This is a genomic window from Paenibacillus sp. FSL F4-0236, from assembly GCF_038000135.1.
Taxonomy (GTDB): Bacteria; Bacillota; Bacilli; order Paenibacillales; family Paenibacillaceae; genus Paenibacillus_AQ.
Genome location: NZ_JBBOBK010000001.1, coordinates 2,098,131 through 2,121,121, shown reverse-complemented (window position 1 = coordinate 2,121,121; position 22,991 = coordinate 2,098,131). Strand labels below are relative to the sequence as shown.

The window sequence follows — 22,991 nt, the reverse complement described above, 5'->3', positions numbered from 1 at the left end:
TGGCCTCTGAATAGCAGCTGAGCCGGCTTTGGCATCCCACTAACTCGATTAACTCTGAGGGATTTATTTCCTTCTTCATCGTATGCCCCTAAATCTTTGTTGTCAACATTTTAAATATTAATCATGTTGTTTTTGTTTGTTTTATATCTGTTTTGTGAATATTATTGGAAAGTACAGAGGTTTTTAAGTTGTTTTTATTGCAAAACACAGATATTAAGCGCTATGATTGTAAAATATAGCTTTGGAAAGGTGATTCCTATGCTTGCAGCCGAAAGACGCAAAAAAATAATAGATCTCGTCCATCAAGATAAACGCGTTCTAGTCTCCGATCTAAGTAAAATGTTTGAGATCACTGAAGAAACGATACGCAGAGATTTGGAGAAGCTAGAGAAGGATGGCATCCTTAGTCGTACCTATGGCGGTGCTATGCTGAATCGCCATACGAATGAGGATCTGCCTTTTGTTACACGTAATGCCTTGAATACAGATATTAAACGGGGAATCGCCTTGAAGGCGCTCGATTTAATCAATGATGGAGATACATTAATGGTAGATCCAAGCTCTACAGCCTTTGAGTTTCTAAAATTGCTGGGAAACAAAAACAATCTAACCATCATCACAAATTCTATTAATATTTTGCATGAGTTCTCGAATTCAGGGATGGATATCATCTCTACTGGCGGTTCACTTCGTTACCGATCGTTGTCGCTGGTGGGACCGGTAGCCCATGACACCATTCAAAGATACAATGTGGATACAGCGGTAATCAGTTGCAAAGGAATGGAAATGGAACGAGGCATCACAGATTCCAACGAACCAGAGTGTGAGCTCAAGAAGTACATGCTACGACAAGCCAATAAGGTCATACTCCTGGCGGATCACACCAAATTCGATAAAACTGCTTTTACAAAGCTGGTTGAGCTTGCCCATATTGATTTCTTGATTACTGACCGTAAGCCTTCTGAAGCTTGGCTAAAACGTCTGAACGAGGACAATATTGAGGTTCTCTATTAACAGAGGTAATAACATACTGAGCCTAATTTAAAAAATGCCGTTCCCCAGTGAGTATGGGTGACGGCATTTGTTGAATTTTTCATCCTTATCTTTCCGTAGAAACCTGAGAAATTGATATTACATCTATGGAAGAATGAATATGATCTGATTGCTTTACTTGTGTAGAAGCCTTCTTCCTACAAATATAAACAAGCGCTGGCGGGAAATTTAACAGCACCCATTTAACACTCACAATATCAAAATGCTGCATTAATTCCTTCTTCATTTGAGGAAAATATTCAAAAGTGATGAACCAGCCGCCCTCTTTTAAAGAAGATATGATTTGCTCAATGTAAAGCATCCGATCTGAGACTGAGAAATTCCTAAAAGACAAACTGCTTACAATGCAATCTAACTTCTCCAACCTTCTATTATGAAGCGCAAGCCGTAGCCGCAGGCAATCGTTAAAAAAAATACGGTCAGGGAATTTAAGTCTTAGTTGATGACGAAAATCAGGATCCTTCTCAAACAGGAGCACATTCATCCCGGTCTCTTCCCCGCTTGGAATAAATCTTGTAATGGCTCCAGTACCAGCACCCAGCTCAGCTATATTATGCATTTGTTGCCACGGAATGATGTCGAGCATCGTTTTTGCCAGCCAGCGCGAACTGGGAGTCACGCTTCCTAATTGTCGGGGCGCATGCAGAAATTTATACAGAAAATGAAGTCTTTCTCGAATTCCGCTTCGCATGTCAACTCCCCCTTATCGTAATTTCCCCATCTAACTCTAAAATATGTTAAAAAGATTAAAGTCGTACTCGATCTATTCTCTTCATTTATTAATTTTAGCAAAACAAAAGCCCAAATTTCACCGCAGAATGAATTGCGAGGAAATTCGGGCTAATGATTAACATTAATTACTTCGTTTCAACGGCATGTCCACCAAATTCATTACGAAGTGCAGCCACTACTTTACCAGTGAAGGTATCGGTCTCAAGCGAACGGTAGCGCATTAATAACGCCATCGCGATGACCGGTGTTGCTGCTTGCAGATCAAATGCAGTTTCGAGCGTCCATCTGCCTTCTCCGGAGGAGTGCATAATCCCTTTGATCTCATCCAATTTAGCATCTTTCGAGAACGCACGTTCAACCAGTTCCATCAGCCAAGAACGGATGACAGAACCATGATTCCACACCCGGGCGACTTCCTCAAAGTTATAATCAAACTCACTCTTTTCCAGCACCTCAAAGCCTTCACCGATGGCAGCCATCATGCCGTATTCGATACCGTTATGAACCATTTTTAGAAAATGGCCACTACCAGCTTTGCCGGCATATAAAAAGCCGCTTTCCACAGCCGTATCACGGAAGATGGGCTCCACAACCTCCCAAGCTTCAGGATCTCCACCAACCATGTAACAAGCGCCGTTACGCGCTCCTTCCATCCCACCGGACGTACCTGCGTCCATGAAGCTGATTCCATGTTCCTTCAATTGCTCATATCTGCGAATCGATTCCTTATAGTGCGAATTCCCCGCTTCAATGACGATATCTCCTTTTGATAACAAAGGTGTGATCTCAGCAATGACAGAGTCCACAACCTGATGTGGAACCATAATCCAAATGATTCTAGGCGTTTCCAATTGTTGTACCAACTCAGGGAGCGTTACTGCTCCACTGGCACCTTTAGCTTTCATTTCCTCTACAGCAGGTGCATTCAAATCAAATGCAACAACCTCATGTCCATGATCCAGCAAATTCTGGCCCAAATTGAAGCCCATTTTTCCTAATCCAACTAATCCTACTTTCATGTAATTCCCCTCCGATATATAGATTCTTATGATGTAATTTCTCCAAAATTGGTAAAAAAAACAGGCAGGGGCTTACGCCCCTGGCCGTATAGATTCCTGCGTTGCTGCAACTTCTGCCTGAGCAGAGAGAACTTCTGCCTCCTGATCTGCCTCATCGAACCACCAGCGATCCTCACCCAATAGCTCCATAGCCGCATCTGGACCATATGAACCTGAAGCATAAGTGTGAAGTGGCATAAGCCCCTCTTCCATCGCTTCCTGAATAGGTGTAACCCACTGCCATGACAGTTCTACTTCTCTCCAGTGAGCGAAGAAGGTAGCATCTCCACGAAGTGCATCGAAGATTAGATTCTCGTAGGCTTCCGGAACATCTGAAGTACCCGCTTCATAAGTAGCGCGGACAGGCTCAAGCTTTCCTTTTTGCAGCTGATCTTTCGTGTTAAGTTGTAGCGTTATGGCTTCATTCGGTCCAATCTCAATAATCAGTAAATTCGGTACATCATTTCCTTTATTCAAGTTATTACTATCATTAAACGGTTCTTTAAACTCAATAACAATACGTGTGGATTTCTCCTTCATTCTCTTACCTGTACGAACGTAGAAAGGTACATCATTCCAGAGCGGATCATCTATAAATAAACGCGCTGCGATAAACGTCTCATTTTGCGAGGATTGGTTAATGCCTGGCTCATTCAAATAACCTGCAACAGGGTTCCCTTTGATTTCACCTTCTGTATATTGTCCACGGACAACATGTTTATTAACCTCATCTTTGCTAATTGGAATGAGATGCTCCATGACGTATATTTTCTTCCCACGGATTTCTTCAGGTGTACTGCCTTTAGGAAGCTGCATCGCCATCATCATCATCAACTGCAGCATATGGTTCTGGAACATATCACGAAGTGCACCAGCTTTATCATAATAGCCTGCCCGCTCTTCAACGCCGACAGTCTCACTCGCTGTAATTTGAACATTCGCGATATATCTATTTTTCCACAGTGCTCTTAGCACTGGATTAGAATACTTCAGAACTTCCAGATTCTGCACCATCGGTTTACCCAAGAAGTGGTCAATCCGGAAGATTTCTTCTTCAGTAAATACGGCATTCAAGCTATCGTTCAGCTCTCTTGCTGATTTCAAATCTGTGCCAAAAGGCTTCTCAATGATCAGACGCTTCCAGCCTTTCGTGGCACCCAGCCCACTAGAGTGAATATTAGCTGCGATTTCCTTGAAGAACTCAGGACCTACTGACAAATAGAACATCCGATTCTCTGGAATATTGAAAAACTGCTCGCGACGTTTTACGTGTTCCAGCAGCTTCAAATAATCTTCTGTATTCCCTACGTCTAGAACGCTATATTCAAAAGCTTCCAAGAACAATTGCAATTGCGGTGAGTCTACCGCTGGTTGTCTAGAAAAAGTCTGTAAGGATTGCAGTACTTGCTTACGGAAGGCTTCGTTCGAAACTTCTCTTCTTCCTAATCCAATCACTGAAAGAGGACCTGAAATTTGACCATCTAAAAAGAGGTTATATAGTGCAGGATAGATTTTACGTTTCGCCAAATCTCCTGTAGCGCCGAATAGCACAAATGTTGATGATTCCACTTTCATTCCTCCTGTTGTTATACATTATTTATATACTTACTTTTAATTACTAACATACTCAGTAGAATCAATCATACGACTGATATTTTCATACGTCAACCTCATTTCGACATTTACGAAAAGTTATTATTTTCACAAAGCTATGAATTGGTAATTATGATTAATGTCACAAAGAAAATAGTATTGGATCATTCGCATTAAATTACTCGGATATTCACGTTGATTAAAGAAAAATCTCAATCCCAGTGCGGCTTTAGCCAATTTCGATCCACCCCCTCCGATTAGAAAATCATCACACCAGCCACTTTGTAACAAGAATAAAATTTCCAGTCGCCACCTTTACTCGTGCTCGCTCGTATCTTCAAACTAACTTCAAGTAATTGATCATTTTGAAATGGACTACGTCCATAAAATATTACAAATCGATCTTGCTTTTAATCTCAACTTAGATTTTTAAGCATAAAAAAGGTCATCTTCGAGGAAGATTATCAGAGTACGCTTCGGAGAGATGATAAGAGCTATTACAGTCCGATTTCTCTCAAAAATGCGCCAACTAAACAAATAGCTGCAATGCAGTCCTTTACGTCAACTCGCGCTGATCTCCTTGGTTGATTCGGACTCAGAAGTCCTTAATTCTTTGGTTGCTACCAACTCATGTTGGACGGTTACCTCCTTGTTCACCCTGCCTCTTGTTTAAGGCCTGTATTTTAAGTGTTATAATTAAAGAACGCATGAATTTCCATTCAGTTTACGAAAGGAAGGAGATTTTTTCATGAATATGAAGCAATGGGATCGAATTCGGACGGGACAGGGATTTATAGCTGCCTTGGACCAGAGTGGTGGAAGTACACCTAAAGCGCTGCTGCAATATGGCATTAAAGAGGACAGCTACTCCAATGAAGATCAAATGTATGCAATGGTTCACGAGATGCGAACGCGCATTATCAAGAGCCCTGCATTTGATTCGAAGAATATACTGGGTGCAATCTTATTTGAGAACACAATGGACCGTCTCATCGACGGAAAATATACTGCTGATTATCTGTGGGAGGAAAAAGGCATTGTCCCATTTCTGAAAATAGATAAAGGACTTGCCGAGCCAGAAAACGGGGTACAGCTCATGAAGCCAATTCCCGGCTTAAATGATCTTTTGAAGCGGGCCAACGAACGGAATATCTTTGGAACGAAAATGCGCTCGGTGATTAAAGAAGCCAATCCTTCCGGCATCAAAAAAGTGGTTGAACAGCAGTTTGAAGTCGGCAAGCAAATTTTAGAAGCGGGACTGGTTCCGATTATCGAGCCTGAGGTTGATATCCATTCTGCTGATAAAACAGCGTCGGAAAAGCTGTTAAAAGAAGAACTTTCAGCTCAATTGTCTAAGCTGGGCCAAGACGTAAAGGTCATGCTTAAGCTCTCCATACCCACGGAGAATAACTTCTACCGCGAGTTAATGGACGATCCTCACGTTTTAAGAATTGTCGCTTTGTCCGGCGGTTACACTCAAGCCGAGGCCAACGATAAGCTCGCCCATAATCAAGGATTAATCGCCAGCTTCTCACGTGCTTTATCGCAAGGATTAAGTTCCGGGCAGTCAGACGAAGAGTTTAACGCGCTCCTCTCCAAATCTGTCGAAGCGATTTATGCTGCCTCTATTCAATAAGCAGCTCTTCCCCTCGTGAAGACGTAAGACATAAAAAGGCTGTTTCCCTGACAGGTTATTACCTGCCGGGAAACAGCCCTTTTTTTTTAATTTGGATTAACTTTTCAACACTAGTACTTGCAAAATGGTAGTTGCCGCTTCACCACGCCTACACCCGAGGTAAAGCCCTACATTCACTAACTTTTAGGTCATCTTAAGTCGAAACTACTAGTATTAAAGCGATGAAAGCTGGAAGACCTTGCATAAACAAAATAGATTTTTTCACTGTCAGTGCACCATAAATCGCCGCCACTATAACAGTGCAGAGGAAAAAGATTTCAACTTGGTGGCCGATATTCACATTCGGATGAACCAGTCCCCAAATTAAACCAGCAGCTAAAAATCCATTATACAACCCTTGATTCGCTGCTAGAGTTTTAGAAGCATCCGCAACTTCCTGCGTCATTCCAAAAACTCGAAGCCCTTTGGGCTTTGACCAAGCGAACATTTCCAGATAGACAATATAAATATGTATTAACGCAACGAGACCGACCATGATATTACCTGCTATGATCATTTGATTAACTCCTCTTAATTTAATTTGTGTACAATTTAATTGTATCACATATTAATTAAAAGTTGTACATTCCATCATCATTTTCATATTAAAGCCACTCAAATCCCCTTCTTAGTAATCAACAAAAGAATGCGGAAATCAAGCTACTGATTTATGAAGTTTTTAAAGTCCTTTTCGTCTGGTCAACTAATAGAATCTTAACTATAATTAAATGTACGAGACGAAGAACGTCCCGATTCATTCCTTTTTGAATGGATCGGGACGTTCTTTTGTTGATTAAGGGGGAATGATTAAAGATGAACTTCGAAACGGCGCATGCTTCATTTATTCAATACCATTTACAAAAAAAGATCAGGGGAATGCAAAGGTCGCTTGGAACGTGGACATCGGGAAGCGGAGAAGCTATTTTGCCGCAACGTTTGGTGGTCTCTTCGATTGAATTTTGACGATCTACATCCAGAATTCGAAGTGCTCGATTGGCGGGGTCAATCCTATTTCTGTGACTTTGCATACATCACTCGGTATGTGAAGCTAGTCATCGAAATCAAAGGTTTTGGTCCACATGTTCGAGATATGGATAGAAATAAATACTGTAATGAATTGAACAGAGAAACCTTCTTATCTGCAATGGGATTTCAAGTTATTTCATTTGCATACGACGACGTCGCTAGTCGTCCCGAGATTTGCATGACACTGTTGCGAATGCTGCTTAGCCGATATCAGTCAGAATCTTCTCCAGTTAGTCTGGAGAGTGTGGCGGAACGGGAAATCATCCGACTTGCCTATACGCTTGCTCGCCCATTACGCCCAATTGATGTAGAGATTCATTTAAATATCAATCATCGATCAGCCGTTCGAATGCTGCATTCCCTCTGCACCAAAGGGGCGCTCTCACCTGTAACCGGACCAGAAGGCAAATATGTTGTAAAGTATGAACTCCAGCCCAACGCGATGAACCGCTTGTAGAAATCCTGCAATTTTACATCTTTTAAGTCCTTTATTCATCCACGGAGGAGTTTTCCTGCATAAATACAGTTTTTCACTAATTTTATAGATAACCAAGGTTAATTTAGAGTCATATTCCTGTATATTTGCAGCAATATCCTTAACCAACACCTAATTAACTGATAAAAACTGCACTTTTGCAGTTTTTAAGTCGAGTTCAGCTTTAAGATTTTGAATTCTGGATTCTGGGCTTCTGTTTATGTAATCTAACATGGCGACCTGTCTCCCGATAGAATTACTCAATTCATTTTATTGTATCGCTTTCATAACCCTTAAAGTTATAATGGAATAAAAAATGTTTGTATTTTGTCATCTTGGAGGGCCTATGAAGCAACTATTCGAACCCGTTGTTTTTGAAGAACATAAGACCTTAGTTTGGGATTACAAAATATATACAGTCGACTATTACAAAGATTATTATCACTGGCATCAATGCTGTGAAATCATGTTCGTGCATGGCGGTCAGGGAAATGTTGTTGTCAATCAGCAGATGTACGATATCCGCAGGGGGATGTTATTCTTTTTCCAGCCCTATCAGCTGCACCGGATCTATTCTGAGGTCTCTCCCGCTTGTCCTTTTGAAAGATCCATCTTCTATATTGATCCACATGTTGCGGAGAACCTGCTAGCGGGCTTTTCGAAAAGAAAAGCTTTATTCACAACACTTTGGCGAGGGGAAAATACGCATTGCGCCATTGATCTTGAAGATCGTGTTGAGATTGTGGAGTGGACTCTGGAGCAATATGATCACAATAAAAAAAGCAATCCAAGCGAAAATACCGAAGACATTTCGATGTTAATCCTTCAATTATTGAGCAGTATCAAGACTGGAGATCAGCAGATATTCCAATCAGGAGAACGGCGGACCTTGCGCTATTCTGAAAAAATCATGAGCTTACGGGTGACGAAGATGCCCTGCGTAGGGGGATTGAAGCGGCGAATTTCCTCGCTGCCCGCTATAATCCTGTAGGCAAATTCATCCGCGCATGGAATGAAGATAAATATGGCTGGGCAATTATCGACTGCATGTTGAATATCTCTCTACTGTTCTGGGCGAGCAAAGTAACTGGTGATCCACGGTATAAGCATATTGCTATTAGCCATGCAGAGACGACGATGCAATATGGTATTCGCGAGGATGGATCAACCAAACATATTCTATCTTTCGATGCGGAGACCGGGGCATATATTGAGAATTTTGGCGGTCAAGGTTATTCAGCTGAATCCTCATGGAGCCGTGGAACGGCTTGGGGGCTGTACGGCTTCATCAATACCTATCGCCACAGTGGAGATGAACGGTTCTTGAACACCGCTAAGCGGATTGCCCATTATTTCATCTCGGCTTTACCTGAGGATCAAGTTCCTTATTGGGATTTCCGTCTAGCGGATGACGAACGGATGTTCAAAGATAGCTCTGCGGCATCTATCGCCGCTTCAGGTTTGTTAGAGCTTGCAGCGATCGTACCTGTAGGCGAAAAAAGCCTCTACGCTAATGCAGCGGAGCGAATTCTCCGCTCACTGACCGAAAATTACGCGACTTGGGAGCAGCCAGAGCATGAAGCGATTTTATTGCATGGAACGGGCAGCGGCACTTCCTTTATCGATGTATCGCTGATCTATGGAGACTACTATTATATTGAAACTGTCGCTAAATTGAACGGTTGGAAACATAGGATTTTCTAACAGATAAACGATTAATTTAAAATAACAAAAAAGAAGCCTCTCTTTTTTAAACGGAAAATCAATGCACCATTTAAAAAGAGAAGCTTCTTTATACGCCTTTAAGTTACTTCTCCATGAGTACAGCGGCCCCTTCCAGCAACATCAAGCCACTGAGTTGAATGCTCAGTTGAACCGGAAGCTCCGGTTTCATTTCCCACGATGGACTACAAAGACCCAGCTGTTTATCCAGACCTCGTTCCCATAACTGCTGAGCATTGGCCATGATTACCTCACGAATCCTGCTAGCCTCAGGAACCTCTCCACAAAGTTGAACCAGATAACGAATCAGAATTCCTTTGAATAATCCAGTATCATCGATGCCTTCATCAGGCAACATCATATTCATCGGATCGCATAGACGATCAATACATGTATTCGCAGTTCGATTCGCATCTTCTAAGTAATGGACATCCCCCGTATTCTTATACAGCTCTAAGCCCGCACCTAGAAACACTCCCTGACAATAAGTAAATTCCCAATCGAAATCAATCTGGCCATCCCCGAGTCTGTTCATTCCATCCCACACAAAACCAGTCGCAGGATCCACTAAATATGTTTTGTTCCATTCATAGATACGGAGTGCCCACTCCAGATCCTCCTGCTTTTGAAAAAGTTCATATAACCTAGCTGCTAGAATGACGGCTGGTGCATTGGCAGGTGTGTTTTTATAATCGAGCTGATCCTTCTTCCAGGCCAAACCGCCTCCAAAATGTTCATTCCAAGCTGATTTTATATCCTCCCATAGATCTAGCACAGCATCTAAGTAGGATTCATATCCAGTTGCCCGATAAGCTCGTAGCAGCGCCAATGCTGTCCATTCCATATCATCATAGTAATTATGCCTGAACGTCCCACCGTTATAAGCTTGGAGATGTTCACTCAATTCCTTGATTCTCAGTGAATATGCAGGATCTCCGCAACGCTCGTAGCTATCCACTAGAATATCAATGACATGAGCCTGCCACCAGTAATAAAAATTCTCACCTGCAACGTTATACTCTCTGGGATACCATTGATTCATGATCCCCGTCTCCGTACTATAATAATTACGTTCTAGACATTGTTGGAACCACTCCGACCTTTCCTGCCAGTTAAGCGCTTCTAGGGCTTCTTTTGCTTGTGTCATTAAAAGTTCACCTCAAATCTGATCCTTAGTTAATTCAGCCATCTTCTCCAATAACTTCATTGCACTAAGTTGGGAGCTGAGTTGAATTACACCAGTAGATGACAAAGTCCAATCTGTGCCAAACAAAGCTTCGTCCTCTGACTTTCCTTGCTCCCAGAGAGATTCAGCATTCCTACGCAGAAAATCGACAGCTTCAACAGCTGCGACATCAGCTTTGACCCATTCTGCCGTATACCGAATCAGGATTCCTTTGAACAATCCAGCATCTCCATTTCCTTCGTCTGGAAGTACACCGCCCTTAGCCTCAGCAAGCTCATGAGCAGCAGCGGAAAAAGTTAATCGAGCATCCTCCAAATAGGATGGGTCCTTAGTGATACGATAGAGTTCTACAGCTGCGCCAATATAGATACCTTGGTTATAGGAGTATCTCCAATCCTTATCGATCTGGCCATTGCCCGTGCGATTCATGCCATCCCATACAAAACCCGTCGTCGGGTCTACCAGATGCTCTTTTTGCCATCTATAAATTTTTAGCGTCCATTCTAGATTCTCAGCTTCACCGAAGGCTTGATACAAACGAGCCGCCAGTATAGCTGCTGGTGCATTGGCAGGTGTATTTTTATAATCCAACTGTGACTTCTGCCAAGCGATCCCACCACCCATATGCTCGTTCCAGCCTGTCTGAATGTCTTCCCATAAAAGAAGGGCTGTATCTTTATAAACTTCCTCTCCTGTTGCTTGATAGGCACGGAGCCACGCGAGAGCCATCCATTCCATATCATCATACAACTCGTTGGGCCACACTCCCCCATTTCGTCGCAAAAGACTATCATGAAGCGCGGAAAGCCGTTCGGCATACCATTCCTCTCTAGTTCGCTGTAATCCATCTACCAATACATCCACAGCATGAGCCATCCACCAATAATGAAAAATGGTATTACATTCACCGTTTGGACAAGGTGTTTCTATATTGTACATTTTGATCGCGTCATTCCAGAATAATGAATCCAGCGCAGCTTGTGCTTGATTCGCCCGTTCCTCCCAAATCCCGATCTCCAATTGGTTCATATAAACTCTCTCCCTGATTCGATTTTTATAGAATTAACCTTTTATGCCACTGAATGCAATCCCCTGCACAAAATAACGCTGAAGTGCCAGAAAGAGCACCAATATCGGCAGAATCGCAACAAGCGCACCAGCCATCATTGGACCGTAATCCGTTTGGAAATTATAGGAGAAGGCTTGAAGTCCCATCTGGATCGTTGCTTTATCCGGGTCATTTAGTACAATCATGGGCCATAGGAAGCTATTCCAGCCCGCTTGAAAAGTAAAGATGCTTAAAGTCGCCAGCGCTGGTTTGGTCAGCGGCAAATAAATGCGCCAAAATATCTTGAACTCTCCACAGCCTTCGATGCGGGCCATTTCCATCATGTCACTAGGTAGGGTAAGAAAGAATTGCCGCATAAAGAACACAGCAAAAGTTCCAGAAGCTCCCGGAAGAATAATCCCCCAGAAGGAGTTCATCAACCCGTTCCCCCCACTGCCAAAAATATCGTTACCACCGAAAAATGGAATATGACGCATGACATAAACTGTAGGGATCATCGTCACTATGCCCGGTATCATCATCGCCGCTAGCAGCACGCGGAATATTGGCTTATTGAGCTTAAAATTCAACTTTGCGAATGCGTAGCCACTGATCGAACCAAAAAACAGATTCGCCAGTACACCCGCTACAGCAAGCACAAGTGAATTCCAGAAAAAGAGGGCAAATGGAACCGTTGTAAACGCCTTACGATAGTGCTCTAAGGTCAAATGTGAAGGAAACCATCGAATGGGCATGGCGAATATCTCTTCGTCAGGCTTCAAAGATGTAAGAACACTCCAATAGAAAGGTAGAAACATTACGATTGCAATAACAATGCACACTATATAATAAATAGATTTACTTAAGCGTCTTTTTAATAACGAACCTCCGCTAGTATCCATACCTCTATCCCCTTTCTGCATGACAAGCCCGGCTTATACAATGGACTCCTCCGCCTTTGTGATCCGCATGTTTATAAGTGAGAATATGAGAATCGCCACAGCAAGCACAAAAGCTTGTGCAGACGCATACCCCATTTGTAATTGATTAAAGCCCTGTTGATAGATCAGATAAACCGGAGTTTTCGTCATATTCGCTGGACCACCCTGCGTCAGCACAAAAGCTTGGTCAAACAACTGTAACGCACCAATGATTGCCATTGTGCTGACTAGAAAGGTCGTAGGACGTAGCTGCGGCCAAGTAATATACCGGAAACAATCCAGTTTATTGGCACCGTCCAGCCTTGCGGATTCATACAAATAGTCAGGCACACCTTGCAGACCTGCCAAGTAGATAATCATATTAGAACCTACCGACTGCCAGAGGGTAAGCATAATAATGGACAACATCGCCGTTCGGGTCTCGGATAACCAAGCTGGACCTGTAATCCCAACATAGGACAACAATCCGTTAACCAAACCAAATTCAGGATGCAAAAGCCAGATCCAAACGGTAGCAGCAGCAACGGCAGATGTAAGAGTTGGCAGATAATTCAGAGTGCGGAACAGCTTCACCCCACGCCAGCTTCGACTAAGTAGAATCGCGAGGAGCAGCGAAATCAGGATATTTAGCGGAACGAAAATGATCGAATAAAAAAATACATTTCGGAATGTTTTCCATAACAAACTGTCCTCTATCAAACGGCGATAGTTATCAAAACCGATCCAATCATTTCTACTAAGTACATCGTAATTGGTAAAGCTTAAATACAGCGCCATTACCACGGGGATGACCGTGAATACTGTAAACAGCAACACCGTCGGTGTGATAAACAAATAAGCCGTCCGCGCCTGATGTTTCTCTAGCTTTCTGATGGAAGCCATTTCAGCTACCCCCTCCTAAGCAAAAGGGAGGCAAACCCTCCCCCTTACTTCAAATGTCTTACTTATTACTTCACTACCTCATTATCCTTTAGCATTTTGTCGCCTTCTTCTTGTGATTTCTTCAAGGTTTCGTCAATACTCAGCTTATTCTGCTGGTTTAGCTGCAAATTGGGTGCCAACGCGTCCGTTTCCATCACGGAATAACCAGGGTGGTTTGGACGAACCTTAGCGAACTCCAGTGTTTCTAGAAACGGCTGCCACTTGGGATCATCTTTGAAGAATGGATCTTCCATAGACGGCTTATAGCCAGGCAGATTCAGACTGGTCTTGGCCCAGAGCAATGCGTTATCCTTGTTCGCTGTCCACCATTTAATGAACTCCCAAGCCTCTTCCTTATGTTTGGAGCCTTCTGGAATCACCAGACCAAATCCGCCCATAACACTGCCTTTATCTCCGTTTGGTCCAGCTGGAGGGGGAACGATTCCATAATCTAGATCTTTACCATATTTGTTATAAGTGCTGAGCATCCACGGACCGGAATACAACATAGCAACTTTGCCTGTGACAAAAGCATCTTGCCCTTCCCCAAGTCCAAGCTCAAACCCTACTTTATACACCTTATCTTTGTTCATCAGGCGATCCCAGAACTCAAGCACCTGTTTTCCTTTATCATTATTAAAATTGGTCTTTCCATCCTCCGTAAGCATGGTACCGCCAGCCTGTTGAAGATACATATTAAAAAGCCCCAAATCCCCCATTGAAAAACCTGCAATTTCCAATTTATTGCCGTTCCATTTGGTGAGCTTCGTAGCAGCCGTCTCTAGCTCATCCCATGTTGTTGGAGGCTGAAGTCCTGCATCTGCGAGCAGCTTCTTATTATAGAAAAGAGCACGAGCATCTACGGTAAGCGGCAGCCCATATAATTTGTCATCGTAAGAAAGCTCACGAAGGGATTCACTGTAGAAGTCATCTTTGGAAATACCGTCACGAGTTAAGTATTCGTCAACCGGATGCAGGACGTTTTTTGGAGCATACAATGAAGTTCTCCAGCGATCCCAAAACAGCACATCAGGAGTACCGCCATTGGTTGCGGAAGTCAGGAACTTCGTGATCATATCTTGCTGCAGCACATACTTTACATGAATCTTATCCTGCGATTTATTAAAGGCATCAACCATGGTCTCAAATTGCTTCTGCCCCTCACCGCCCCAATCCCCCCAGAAGGTAAGCTCCGTCTTTTTCCCATCACCGCTTCCAGGTTTACTTGCAGTTCCGGACTCTTTACCGGTAGACCCATTATTGCCACCACAGCCCGATGCAAGTGAAGCTGTCATAACCAAAGCAAGTGTGGTAACCAGCCATTTTTTCATGTTCTCTATCCCCTTTAGAGTCGATTAAAAAAACTTGTAGACATTAACCTCGCTTAACTTGTAACCCGCAGCGCATAAGCACCAACTCGCAGAACATCATATTTGCCCATGAGAACCATGGACGTGTAAATTCGTCAGGATTGTCCACATGAAACCCTTCATGCATAAATCCGGTGCCCGCATCCGTCTTCTCCAGCAGATTAAGTAAGGATTCCTGTTCCTCATTGCTGGTAGATGTCATTCCCTGGATCGCTAAAGCTATAGGCCAGATATAACGACTAGGCGTATGTGGACTTCCAATACCAGAAGCCTCCTTTCCAGCGAAGAAATAAGGATTATTGCTACTTAAAATAAGCTTTCGGGTATTTTTGTAGATAGGATCCTCGGCACTCACATAACCCAAATAAGGGATAGAGAGCAGACTCGGCACATTTGCATCATCCATCAAATTCACCTGTCCACGGCCATCTACTTCATATGCATAGACTGACCCAAACTCTGGGTGCTCTACGATTCCATACTGGCGTATTCCCTCATTAATCTGTTCAGAAAGTCTTCTAGCTTTCAATTCCAGTTCCTGATCCCTTAGGATCTCTCGGGCAATTTCACACACAAACTCTAAAACAACTACAGCGAACATGTTGGCAGGAACCAAATACCCGTATTCACAGGCATCATCGCTAGGACGAAATCCAGACCAAGTCATTCCTGTATATGCCGTCAACGTTCCTTTGCCTTCACGCGCTAATGTATCCGTAGGTGGACAGTTCATCCGTTGAAAAAGATAATTGGAATCGCTCTCATGTTTCTGTTCAGTAGTCCATAATGCAATAATTTTTTCTACACCCTTAACAAATGAATCATTAAACTGACTAGTTCGGCCCGAATTCTTCCAGAGCAGATAACCCAGTTGGATCGGATAGCATAATGAATCAATCTCATATTTTCTTTCCCATACTCCTGGGCTCATCTCTGTAAGATCCTCCTGATGGCCATTCCCATTAACTTCTTCATTGAACGCATTCGCATAAGGGTCAAGTTGAATACAGGCGAATTGTCTTAGTACAAGTCCCTCAATCATGTCCGCAATTTCTTCATCCTCGGAGGCAAGGATCAAAAAGGGTCTAACCTGAGCGGCCGAGTCCCGCAGCCACATCGCTGGAATATCTCCGGTAATGACAAAAGTGGTGCCATTCGCCATTCTTTTTAAGGTTGTATTCCAGGTGTTAGCCATACATTTCTCGAACATTTCGGCTAATTTTGGACGATCACTCAGCTGCGTTTTTACATTAGATGCCAGTTTCTTCATCGATTCAGGGATTTCTCTGGTTGCTTTCAGTTATAATACCCCCTTTTTCTTTTTCCTTTGAAGCGCTTTCACAAATTAGTATATTGTCATACGGTTAGTATGTCAATATGTTTATTTATTGATAATGATATATCAATATTTCTATAATGATAAACATCTATCTAAAACAAACAAAAAAACCTATCCAAAGAGATAGGTTTTTATAACAACTAATTTATGGATAATCGCATAAAACTAATTAGAATTAGATGGTTTAGCAGAACCCGTAGATTCACCAGAAATCAATTCAGCTTCCAACATTATCTTATTGGACACGCTTTGCCCGTTCATAATTCGCAATACATTTTCTACCGCGAGCCGCCCCATCTCTTCTTCATTTTGCCGTAAATGAGTAAATGCATAACCCGAACCGAGTGGAGTTGGCGGACTATCAAAGCAAATGATCGAAATATCTTCTGGAATTCGTAGCCCAAGTCGTTGGACCGCAGTTCTAGCCAGCAGCGCAATATTATATTCCACAGCAAAAAGCGCCGTTATTGTTGGATTCTCTTGTAAATGAGAAACTAGCCGTGAGATATCATGTTCAATATTCTCATCATTAAAGGAATTTGGTAATGTTGAGGTTAAATCACTAACCCACAACCCCTTATCTACAGCTATCCCCCGCTCCGCATGTGCTTGTATAAATCCCTCTACCCGCTCCTCAAGAGCCGTCGTATCCGCTGGAGGTGGAGAGAGGAAAGAGATATGAGTATGCCCGAGATCAAATAAGTACTCCGTCCCTTTAAGTGCAGCCTTTATGTTATCCGTGCCGATCGAAGCAGCCGCTACTCCTTTCAGATGGCGATCTACCAGAACTAATGGGAAACGCCCGATCACCAATTTTAGAATCTCAGCATTAAAAAATTCGCCTTGAGCCGGAAAAACAATCAGACCATCTACACCCAAGCTAAGCAACTTCTGAATAGACTGTTCTTCGTTCTCTGGTACGCCAAATGTTCTTCGTAGAACGAGAAAGCAATCATTATCACGGGAAGCCTGTTCCATCCCATAAATCAAGCCTGTTCCATAACTGTTGCCAAAGTCGGTAATAATCAAACCAATCGTCTTTTCCTCATGGTTAAAGGTATTAAAAACAGTCCCGTCGGAGGTCGTCTCAGGAGACATAACTGAATCTATGTAGTCAACTGCCGGATCAGCCACAAACGAACCTCTTCCCGGTTTTCTCACAATCAAATGCTCGGCCGCTAGCATTTCCAGAGCTTTTTTACTCGTAATCCGACTTACATTATAGGTTTCGGCCAGTTCTTTTTCTGAAGGAACTCGCTCCCCTTGTCCATAGGATTTATTAACAATAAGCTGCTTCACTTCATCAAATATTTTTTCATACATCGGTTTGGATGACGTTGTCTCATTCATAACTTTCGTTATCTCCTGACTCTAATTTTTTCATCTTTATACATAATAATATATCATGATATATTAAGTTTGTCGACATTTGTACTGAAGCAGTTAAAAAAAGAGGGAGGAAGGGTTTAGAGTGTAAAGCGAAAAAATTCTCGGATTCGTATAGAAACAGAGATAAACCGTATTCTGAGAATACGGTTTAAGAGAGGCTAAGTAACAAAGCTCTGAATGGACTCCTTTAATTCTCGAGCTCCCAGTCGGGATTCCATGCAACTTCCCACAAATGCCCATCGGGGTCCATAAAGTGACCGGAATACCCTCCCCAAAAGGTATCATGTAAAGGGTCAACGATCTTCGCACCAGCCTTTTGAGCTAGCTCCATAACCTGATCTGCTTCTTTTTTACTTCCTACATTGTGGCCAATCGTTATTTCTGTTGAACTGGCTGGGGATAATGGAACCTTTGCCTCATAGGCCATATCTTTCCGATTCCAAAGTGCCAGCTTCAAGCCTGCCTGCAAATCAAAGAAGGCAACCGCTCCATGTTCAAATTCTTTGCCAATGATCCCTTCGGTGGGAAATCCTAATCCATCCCTGTAAAAAACCAAAGCTCTCTCCAAATCATCCACGCCTAGTGTTATTACTGTAATTCGGGGTTTCATCTATATCAAGCCTCCTATTTTCGCTTCGTTAAATTGTACGAGTGCGCTCATTAATTGTGTTCAGTACTTCTTCCCAATGCATCTTCATCTGCTCTCGCATATCCGGATGGACCATTTTTTCTTGATAAGATCTACTATATTCATAGATAATATCAAACCACATTCCGCTTAACAAGTTTTTACACTTTTGTACATTTGTTCTTTTTTCGACCATAAAAAGCTTACACAGGTCTATCGTAAATGGCTGTTCAGATTATATAATAGAGACTATCTGGTATAGAAAGGAAGTTGATTTTTTTATGAAATTTGATGATTACCGCTATGAGCGACCGGATGTAGAGAAATTCAAGCAAGACTTTAACGCCCTGCTGAAAGATCTCAACGACACATCACCACTAGAGGTGCAGAAAGCTTCCGTCACTGCCATTAACAAGCTTCGCAATGAGTTTGACACGATGCAGACATTGGTTAGCGTTCGTCATTCTATCAACACGACAGATGAATTTTACAAAGCCGAACAAGAATTCATGGACGAAATCGGGCCTGTCGTTCAGGAATACATAACCGACTACTACAAAGCACTCGTTCATTCCAAATATAGAGCCGAGTTTGAAAAGGAATGGGGTGCACAGTTACTCCAGCTTGCTGAAGTATCGCTACGGACGTTTAGTCCGGAAATCATTGAAGATTTACAATTGGAGAACAAACTATCAACTGAATACTCCCAGCTTATCGCATCTGCCAAGATTCTTTTTGAAGGTGAAGAGCGTACACTGCCTCAACTCGCACCTTTCGAATTGTCTACAGACCGTGATATGCGTAAAAGCGCTTCTGAAGCTCGATTTGGTTTTATGTCCGAACACGAGGCTGAATTTGACCGCATCTATGACGAGCTCGTCAAGGTCCGTGACCGCATAGCTAAAAAGCTTGGGTACAGCAACTTTGTTCAGCTAGGTTATGACCGTATGATGCGTACCGACTATAATGCTGAAATGGTTGCTAATTTCCGCAAACAAGTTCTTGAATATATCGTACCTGTCTCCCAGCAATTAAAGAAGCGTCAAACTGAACGACTGGGCCTCGATGAATTGAAATATTACGACGAGAACTTTAGCTTTAAGACCGGGAACGCTACTCCTAAAGGGGATCCAGACTGGATTGTAGCTAACGGTAAGAAGATGTACAAAGAACTCTCCCCTGAAACGGATGAATTTTTCACCTTCATGCTGGACAATAATCTGGTGGATTTGGTAAGCAAAAAAGGAAAACAAGGCGGCGGATATTGCACCTATTTCAGCCAATACCAAGCCCCTTTTATTTTCTCAAATTTCAACGGAACCTCTGGGGATATTGATGTCTTAACTCACGAAGTGGGTCATGCGTTCCAGGTTTATGAAAGCCGCAATATTAATGTGCCAGAATATGCCTTTCCAACCTATGAAGCATGTGAGATTCATTCCATGAGTATGGAATTTTTCGCTTGGCCTTGGATGAATTTGTTCTTTGAAGAAGATGCAGATAAATACCGCTTTAATCACTTATCTGATAGCCTTCAGTTTATTCCTTACGGGGTATCTGTCGATGAATTCCAACATTTTGTTTATAGCAACCCTGAAGCAACTCCTGCTGAACGCAAGCAAGCTTGGAGAGACATCGAGAAGAAATACTTACCACATCGTAATTATGAAGGTAACACTTATCTGGAACAAGGGGGCTTCTGGCATAAACAAGGCCACATCTTTGCCTCACCGTTCTACTACATTGACTACACACTAGCACAGCTATGTGCCTTCCAATTCTGGAAACGTTCGAACGAAGATTTCAAATCTGCTTGGAGCGATTATTTGGAGCTATGCCAAGCTGGTGGAAGCAAGTCCTTTATTAAACTGGTTGAACTAGCGGGTCTGACCTCACCATTTGAAGATGGCTGCATTAGCTCCGTTATTGGGGATATTGAAGGTTGGCTGAACAGCATTAATGATAAAGAGCTTTAATCCATTCACTGATAAGCTCATCACAAAAAAAGCAATCCTTGCCTTATGGCTTGGATTGCTTTTTTAGAATTGAATGATCAACTTCACCCATGTATGTTATCGATAACGAATCAATAAATCTATAGGGTAACGACCCGCATTGCGACCATATAAGGCTAAGCCTCCACCCTCTGCTTGAAGCTCCAAACGGAAAGTACGATTGCGATCTAGTTTAGCTGCTAACTGCCCCGGTACACTTACTTTACACAGATAGCCGTAAGAGCCCGCCTCATCCAACTTATTCGCTAATGGCTGATAATGCCAAGATAATACACCTCGGCTGTCGGCCGGATCATCTGGCAAATAGAAGGAGCCAATCCGTTGACCTTCTATCAGAACATTCACACGTGAAGGATGACGTTCTTCGTCGGTCATATAATACGTATTCGGATTATACTCCACCCTAGCATCTGCACCATGCATGAGATCAAGTCCCATTTCATTTTGCTTTGCGCCTTCAACATTTCGAGCCAATACTCGCTTTGCGCTGGCTTCGAACATGATTTCGATCTCGCCAATCATCTTTTTCTCCATACCATCTGGAAGAGTTACATCATATGCATAACGGCCTTGCCCAGCTCCATTGATTTTTGCGCATTGAATAGCTTCCCATTGTTGATTAAAGTTGTGTTCTTTATACGCACCAACAGGGATACTAATACAATCTCCATCCCCTTCAAACCTTACACCCTGATTACCGCTTCTTACATCAAACGTAATGAAGTTGCGAGTGATTACCTCTCCCTTATTATTTATCAAAGAAACTGCTAGCACTGCAACTGCATCCTGATCGGGCATAATAATAAATAGTGGTGGTAAATCTGCTACTCCATATCCGTCCCAATTCACTGACATATGCTCACTTTGTGCAACAACTCTTGTTCCCAAATTGTCGTACCAAAGCTCCCACTTCATCTGCACATGCTGTCCATGATATTTATCTGAGAAGCTGGAACGAAGGAGCGGAACTTTAACTTCATCCTTTGCGTTTACGGTCTGACACGGCGGTGCATCGATCACGATGAAGTCCGGAGAATGCAGATCAGAAATCGTCATCCCGGGAACAAAGTCATCATAACCAAAATCTTTATCGCTGCCATCTAACCGATAATAACCATTGAACTCGTTCGTAACATCGCGAAATTCGGTAAACACAAAACCACATAACTTATCATGCCGCCGGAATTCATTCATCATATAGCGGTAATGCCACGCTAAATCACTATCCCCTGCCCCGCCTTCGATTCCCCACACGTTACCACATTCACTGTTCATAAGCGGGGCATCAGATTGTACATTACCTCCGATACAGTTAAAGTCTGAACCCGGAAAAGTTTTGTCTACAACCTCATTCAAATGAGCTCTAAGCTGATCATAACCATTAATGTAGAAATGCCAAGTATTGATATCAGATTCCACATGATCATAGTTACAAGGTGAGTTATCTTCAACGATTCTAGATGGATCTAGTCGTTTTGCCCAGCGATATTGTTCCCGAACCCATTCCTGTGTTACTTTGAAATAACTGTTCTGCTGCTGTACATCACTCGTCAGACTAGTGTCCTGAGCGTTCGTCTTCAAACCCCATGTCTCGTTAAACATTACCCAAGAGAAAATCGATGGATGATTATAGTCTCGTTCAATAACCTCGAGTGCTTCACGTTCATACGCGTTACGTGCTTTTACATCGGGATTTCCCCAAAAGCAAGGCATGTCTTCCATCACCAAAATACCCAGTTTATCCGCCCAATATAGTTTGCGTGGTTCTTCTGGCTTGATATGAATACGCACAAAGTTCAGTCCCAAACGTTTCATTAGATAGATTTCATCCCGCATATCTTCATCAGACGGATAAGTGAAATATCCCGTTTTGTGATAAGACTGGTCAAGGGTACCGTTTAAATAAATCGGCTTACCATTGAGGGTAATCCAGCGATAACCACGCTCATCAAAACGCACAGTTTGGATTTCTCGAACTCCGAAATAGGTACTGACTGTGTCTGTGCCAAAAGATCCGCTAAGTTGTAGTTCGCCTTCGTACAAATAAGGTGTATCTGGACTCCACAATTTTGGATCTGTTATATGAATAGAGAGCTTAAATTCATTCTCCCCTGCGATAAGTTCTATTTTCTCAGTATGCAATATAGAATTCTCTGCGAATTTCAGCGTGAAATCTGCCGATCCATTTTCTTGTGCAAAGATTCTTGTGGTCACGTTCACTTGCCCATCAATAGTGGTCACAAACTTAGCATCTTTCATATAAGTCTGAGGGCGAGATTCTAGCCATGCGGGCTGCCAGATTCCGCGAATTTCTCCATAACCCTGTTTGCCACGCGTTTGGTAATCATGATCGAAGTCCTCTACTCTAACGACAATTGTATTGTCTAAATCTTCAACCCAGTACTGAGTAACTTCGAACTCAAATGAACCATATCCACCTTGGTGTGAACCAACATGCACTCCGTTAATCCAAACGTCACATGAATAATCTACTGCCCCGAATCGCAAAAATAGTCGTGTCTGAGAGTCGGTAGTCTGCCATTTCAAAGTCCGCCGATACCATCCTATCCCTTTATGATCACTGCCAATACCTGATAATGGACTTACCCAAGAAAAAGGAACAGTAATCATCGAACTGTAAGCGATTTCGGAATTGGAATACCAATGTTCGCTAATTCCTTCATTGCTCGGATCAAAGCTAAATGACCATTCCCCATTCAAATTCATCCATTCGTTGCGCTGCCAATGTGGATGCGGATGTTCGGGACGAGGAATCGGAAGACTCTCAACATTCAGTACGGAAGTTGTCATGATATGAGC

The 22,991-nt window shown here is 42.7% G+C and carries 20 protein-coding genes; 7 read left to right on the top strand and 13 right to left on the bottom strand.

Annotated features, from left to right (window positions below; translation table 11 throughout):
* The first annotated feature begins 258 nt into the window (after positions 1 to 258).
* Entirely contained in the window at positions 259 to 1,014 is a 756-nt protein-coding gene (locus NSQ29_RS09680) for a DeoR/GlpR family DNA-binding transcription regulator (RefSeq protein WP_341124917.1), read from the top strand.
* Between the two features lie 85 nt (positions 1,015 to 1,099).
* Here NSQ29_RS09680 and NSQ29_RS09675 read toward each other — a convergent pair whose 3' ends face one another.
* The 3 genes from NSQ29_RS09675 to zwf form a co-directional block, all read right to left on the bottom strand.
* Positions 1,100 to 1,744 carry a class I SAM-dependent methyltransferase gene (locus NSQ29_RS09675; RefSeq protein ID WP_341124916.1) on the bottom strand — a complete coding sequence of 215 codons (645 nt, stop codon included), beginning with the start codon at positions 1,742 to 1,744 and terminating at the stop codon, positions 1,100 to 1,102.
* 166 nt (positions 1,745 to 1,910) lie between these two features.
* Positions 1,911 to 2,804: a phosphogluconate dehydrogenase (NAD(+)-dependent, decarboxylating) gene (gene gnd, locus NSQ29_RS09670; RefSeq protein ID WP_042188983.1), complete on the bottom strand. Its 894-nt coding sequence runs from the start codon at positions 2,802 to 2,804 to the stop codon at positions 1,911 to 1,913.
* Positions 2,805 to 2,876: 72 nt separating this feature from the next.
* Entirely contained in the window at positions 2,877 to 4,412 is a 1,536-nt protein-coding gene (zwf, locus tag NSQ29_RS09665; RefSeq protein ID WP_341124915.1) for a glucose-6-phosphate dehydrogenase, read from the bottom strand.
* Between the two features lie 772 nt (positions 4,413 to 5,184).
* On the opposite strand from zwf, the gene NSQ29_RS09660 reads away from it, so the two are divergent.
* Positions 5,185 to 6,072 carry a fructose bisphosphate aldolase gene (locus NSQ29_RS09660; protein ID WP_341124914.1) on the top strand — a complete coding sequence of 296 codons (888 nt, stop codon included), beginning with the start codon at positions 5,185 to 5,187 and terminating at the stop codon, positions 6,070 to 6,072.
* Positions 6,073 to 6,265: 193 nt separating this feature from the next.
* On the opposite strand, the gene NSQ29_RS09655 is transcribed toward NSQ29_RS09660, so the two are convergent.
* Positions 6,266 to 6,628, bottom strand: a complete 363-nt coding sequence (locus NSQ29_RS09655) for a DUF1304 domain-containing protein (protein ID WP_339796284.1) — start codon at positions 6,626 to 6,628, stop codon at positions 6,266 to 6,268.
* Between the two features lie 296 nt (positions 6,629 to 6,924).
* Between NSQ29_RS09655 and NSQ29_RS09650 the strand changes: the two genes are divergently transcribed.
* From NSQ29_RS09650 to NSQ29_RS09635, 4 genes are all read left to right on the top strand, one after another.
* Positions 6,925 to 7,074 (top strand): hypothetical protein, encoded by a 150-nt coding sequence (locus NSQ29_RS09650; protein WP_341124913.1) that lies wholly within the window; start codon positions 6,925 to 6,927, stop codon positions 7,072 to 7,074.
* Positions 7,064 to 7,594: a DUF559 domain-containing protein gene (locus NSQ29_RS09645; protein ID WP_341124912.1), complete on the top strand. Its 531-nt coding sequence runs from the start codon at positions 7,064 to 7,066 to the stop codon at positions 7,592 to 7,594. The genes NSQ29_RS09650 and NSQ29_RS09645 overlap by 11 nt, the downstream gene beginning before the upstream one ends.
* Positions 7,595 to 7,958: 364 nt before the next feature.
* Positions 7,959 to 8,603, top strand: a complete 645-nt coding sequence (locus tag NSQ29_RS09640) for an AraC family ligand binding domain-containing protein (RefSeq protein ID WP_341124911.1) — start codon at positions 7,959 to 7,961, stop codon at positions 8,601 to 8,603.
* The gene (locus NSQ29_RS09635; RefSeq protein ID WP_341126746.1) at positions 8,549 to 9,316 is read left to right on the top strand and encodes a glycoside hydrolase family 88 protein; all 768 of its coding nucleotides are present in this window, start codon (positions 8,549 to 8,551) and stop codon (positions 9,314 to 9,316) included. Before NSQ29_RS09640 ends, NSQ29_RS09635 begins: the two co-directional genes overlap by 55 nt.
* 103 nt (positions 9,317 to 9,419) lie before the next feature.
* Here the strand turns inward: NSQ29_RS09635 and NSQ29_RS09630 are convergent, their stop codons facing one another.
* The 8 genes from NSQ29_RS09630 to NSQ29_RS09595 all read right to left on the bottom strand — a co-directional run bounded on the left by NSQ29_RS09630 (position 9,420) and on the right by NSQ29_RS09595 (position 18,138).
* A complete protein-coding gene (locus tag NSQ29_RS09630; RefSeq protein WP_341124910.1) occupies positions 9,420 to 10,481 on the bottom strand; it encodes a glycoside hydrolase family 76 protein in 1,062 nt (353 codons plus the stop codon).
* A 12-nt stretch (positions 10,482 to 10,493) separates the two neighbouring features.
* Positions 10,494 to 11,549 (bottom strand): glycoside hydrolase family 76 protein, encoded by a 1,056-nt coding sequence (locus NSQ29_RS09625; RefSeq protein WP_341124909.1) that lies wholly within the window; start codon positions 11,547 to 11,549, stop codon positions 10,494 to 10,496.
* 33 nt (positions 11,550 to 11,582) lie between these two features.
* Entirely contained in the window at positions 11,583 to 12,470 is an 888-nt protein-coding gene (locus tag NSQ29_RS09620) for a carbohydrate ABC transporter permease (RefSeq protein ID WP_341124908.1), read from the bottom strand.
* Between the two features lie 33 nt (positions 12,471 to 12,503).
* On the bottom strand, positions 12,504 to 13,391 hold the full coding sequence (locus NSQ29_RS09615; protein ID WP_042188999.1) for a carbohydrate ABC transporter permease: 888 nt from the start codon (positions 13,389 to 13,391) through the stop codon (positions 12,504 to 12,506).
* Between the two features lie 65 nt (positions 13,392 to 13,456).
* A complete protein-coding gene (locus NSQ29_RS09610) occupies positions 13,457 to 14,761 on the bottom strand; it encodes an ABC transporter substrate-binding protein (RefSeq protein ID WP_341124907.1) in 1,305 nt (434 codons plus the stop codon).
* A gap of 43 nt (positions 14,762 to 14,804) precedes the next feature.
* On the bottom strand, positions 14,805 to 16,070 hold the full coding sequence (locus tag NSQ29_RS09605) for a glycoside hydrolase family 125 protein (RefSeq protein WP_341124906.1): 1,266 nt from the start codon (positions 16,068 to 16,070) through the stop codon (positions 14,805 to 14,807).
* Positions 16,071 to 16,304: 234 nt separating this feature from the next.
* Positions 16,305 to 17,489 carry a GntR family transcriptional regulator gene (locus tag NSQ29_RS09600; protein WP_341124905.1) on the bottom strand — a complete coding sequence of 395 codons (1,185 nt, stop codon included), beginning with the start codon at positions 17,487 to 17,489 and terminating at the stop codon, positions 16,305 to 16,307.
* A 226-nt stretch (positions 17,490 to 17,715) separates the two neighbouring features.
* Positions 17,716 to 18,138, bottom strand: a complete 423-nt coding sequence (locus tag NSQ29_RS09595) for a VOC family protein (protein WP_076283449.1) — start codon at positions 18,136 to 18,138, stop codon at positions 17,716 to 17,718.
* A 299-nt stretch (positions 18,139 to 18,437) separates the two neighbouring features.
* Between NSQ29_RS09595 and NSQ29_RS09590 the strand changes: the two genes are divergently transcribed.
* A complete protein-coding gene (locus NSQ29_RS09590) occupies positions 18,438 to 20,132 on the top strand; it encodes a M3 family oligoendopeptidase (protein WP_341124904.1) in 1,695 nt (564 codons plus the stop codon).
* Between the two features lie 96 nt (positions 20,133 to 20,228).
* Here NSQ29_RS09590 and NSQ29_RS09585 read toward each other — a convergent pair whose 3' ends face one another.
* Positions 20,229 to 22,982, bottom strand: a complete 2,754-nt coding sequence (locus NSQ29_RS09585; protein WP_341124903.1) for a glycoside hydrolase family 2 protein — start codon at positions 22,980 to 22,982, stop codon at positions 20,229 to 20,231.
* Between the last annotated feature and the right edge of the window lie 9 nt (positions 22,983 to 22,991).

Excerpts from the sequence above, each read along its gene's own strand:
- NSQ29_RS09680 (WP_341124917.1), top strand. The coding sequence starts at position 259 with ATGCTTGCAGCCGAAAGACGCAAAAAAATAATAGATCTCGTCCATCAA.
- NSQ29_RS09675 (WP_341124916.1), bottom strand. The coding sequence starts at position 1,744 with ATGCGAAGCGGAATTCGAGAAAGACTTCATTTTCTGTATAAATTTCTG.
- gnd (WP_042188983.1), bottom strand. The coding sequence starts at position 2,804 with ATGAAAGTAGGATTAGTTGGATTAGGAAAAATGGGCTTCAATTTGGGC.
- NSQ29_RS09660 (WP_341124914.1), top strand. The coding sequence starts at position 5,185 with ATGAATATGAAGCAATGGGATCGAATTCGGACGGGACAGGGATTTATA.
- NSQ29_RS09655 (WP_339796284.1), bottom strand. The coding sequence starts at position 6,628 with ATGATCATAGCAGGTAATATCATGGTCGGTCTCGTTGCGTTAATACAT.
- NSQ29_RS09650 (WP_341124913.1), top strand. The coding sequence starts at position 6,925 with ATGAACTTCGAAACGGCGCATGCTTCATTTATTCAATACCATTTACAA.
- NSQ29_RS09640 (WP_341124911.1), top strand. The coding sequence starts at position 7,959 with ATGAAGCAACTATTCGAACCCGTTGTTTTTGAAGAACATAAGACCTTA.
- NSQ29_RS09630 (WP_341124910.1), bottom strand. The coding sequence starts at position 10,481 with ATGACACAAGCAAAAGAAGCCCTAGAAGCGCTTAACTGGCAGGAAAGG.
- NSQ29_RS09625 (WP_341124909.1), bottom strand. The coding sequence starts at position 11,549 with ATGAACCAATTGGAGATCGGGATTTGGGAGGAACGGGCGAATCAAGCA.
- NSQ29_RS09620 (WP_341124908.1), bottom strand. The coding sequence starts at position 12,470 with ATGGATACTAGCGGAGGTTCGTTATTAAAAAGACGCTTAAGTAAATCT.
- NSQ29_RS09615 (WP_042188999.1), bottom strand. The coding sequence starts at position 13,391 with ATGGCTTCCATCAGAAAGCTAGAGAAACATCAGGCGCGGACGGCTTAT.
- NSQ29_RS09610 (WP_341124907.1), bottom strand. The coding sequence starts at position 14,761 with ATGAAAAAATGGCTGGTTACCACACTTGCTTTGGTTATGACAGCTTCA.
- NSQ29_RS09605 (WP_341124906.1), bottom strand. The coding sequence starts at position 16,070 with ATGAAGAAACTGGCATCTAATGTAAAAACGCAGCTGAGTGATCGTCCA.
- NSQ29_RS09600 (WP_341124905.1), bottom strand. The coding sequence starts at position 17,489 with ATGAATGAGACAACGTCATCCAAACCGATGTATGAAAAAATATTTGAT.
- NSQ29_RS09595 (WP_076283449.1), bottom strand. The coding sequence starts at position 18,138 with ATGAAACCCCGAATTACAGTAATAACACTAGGCGTGGATGATTTGGAG.
- NSQ29_RS09590 (WP_341124904.1), top strand. The coding sequence starts at position 18,438 with ATGAAATTTGATGATTACCGCTATGAGCGACCGGATGTAGAGAAATTC.
- NSQ29_RS09585 (WP_341124903.1), bottom strand. The coding sequence starts at position 22,982 with ATGACAACTTCCGTACTGAATGTTGAGAGTCTTCCGATTCCTCGTCCC.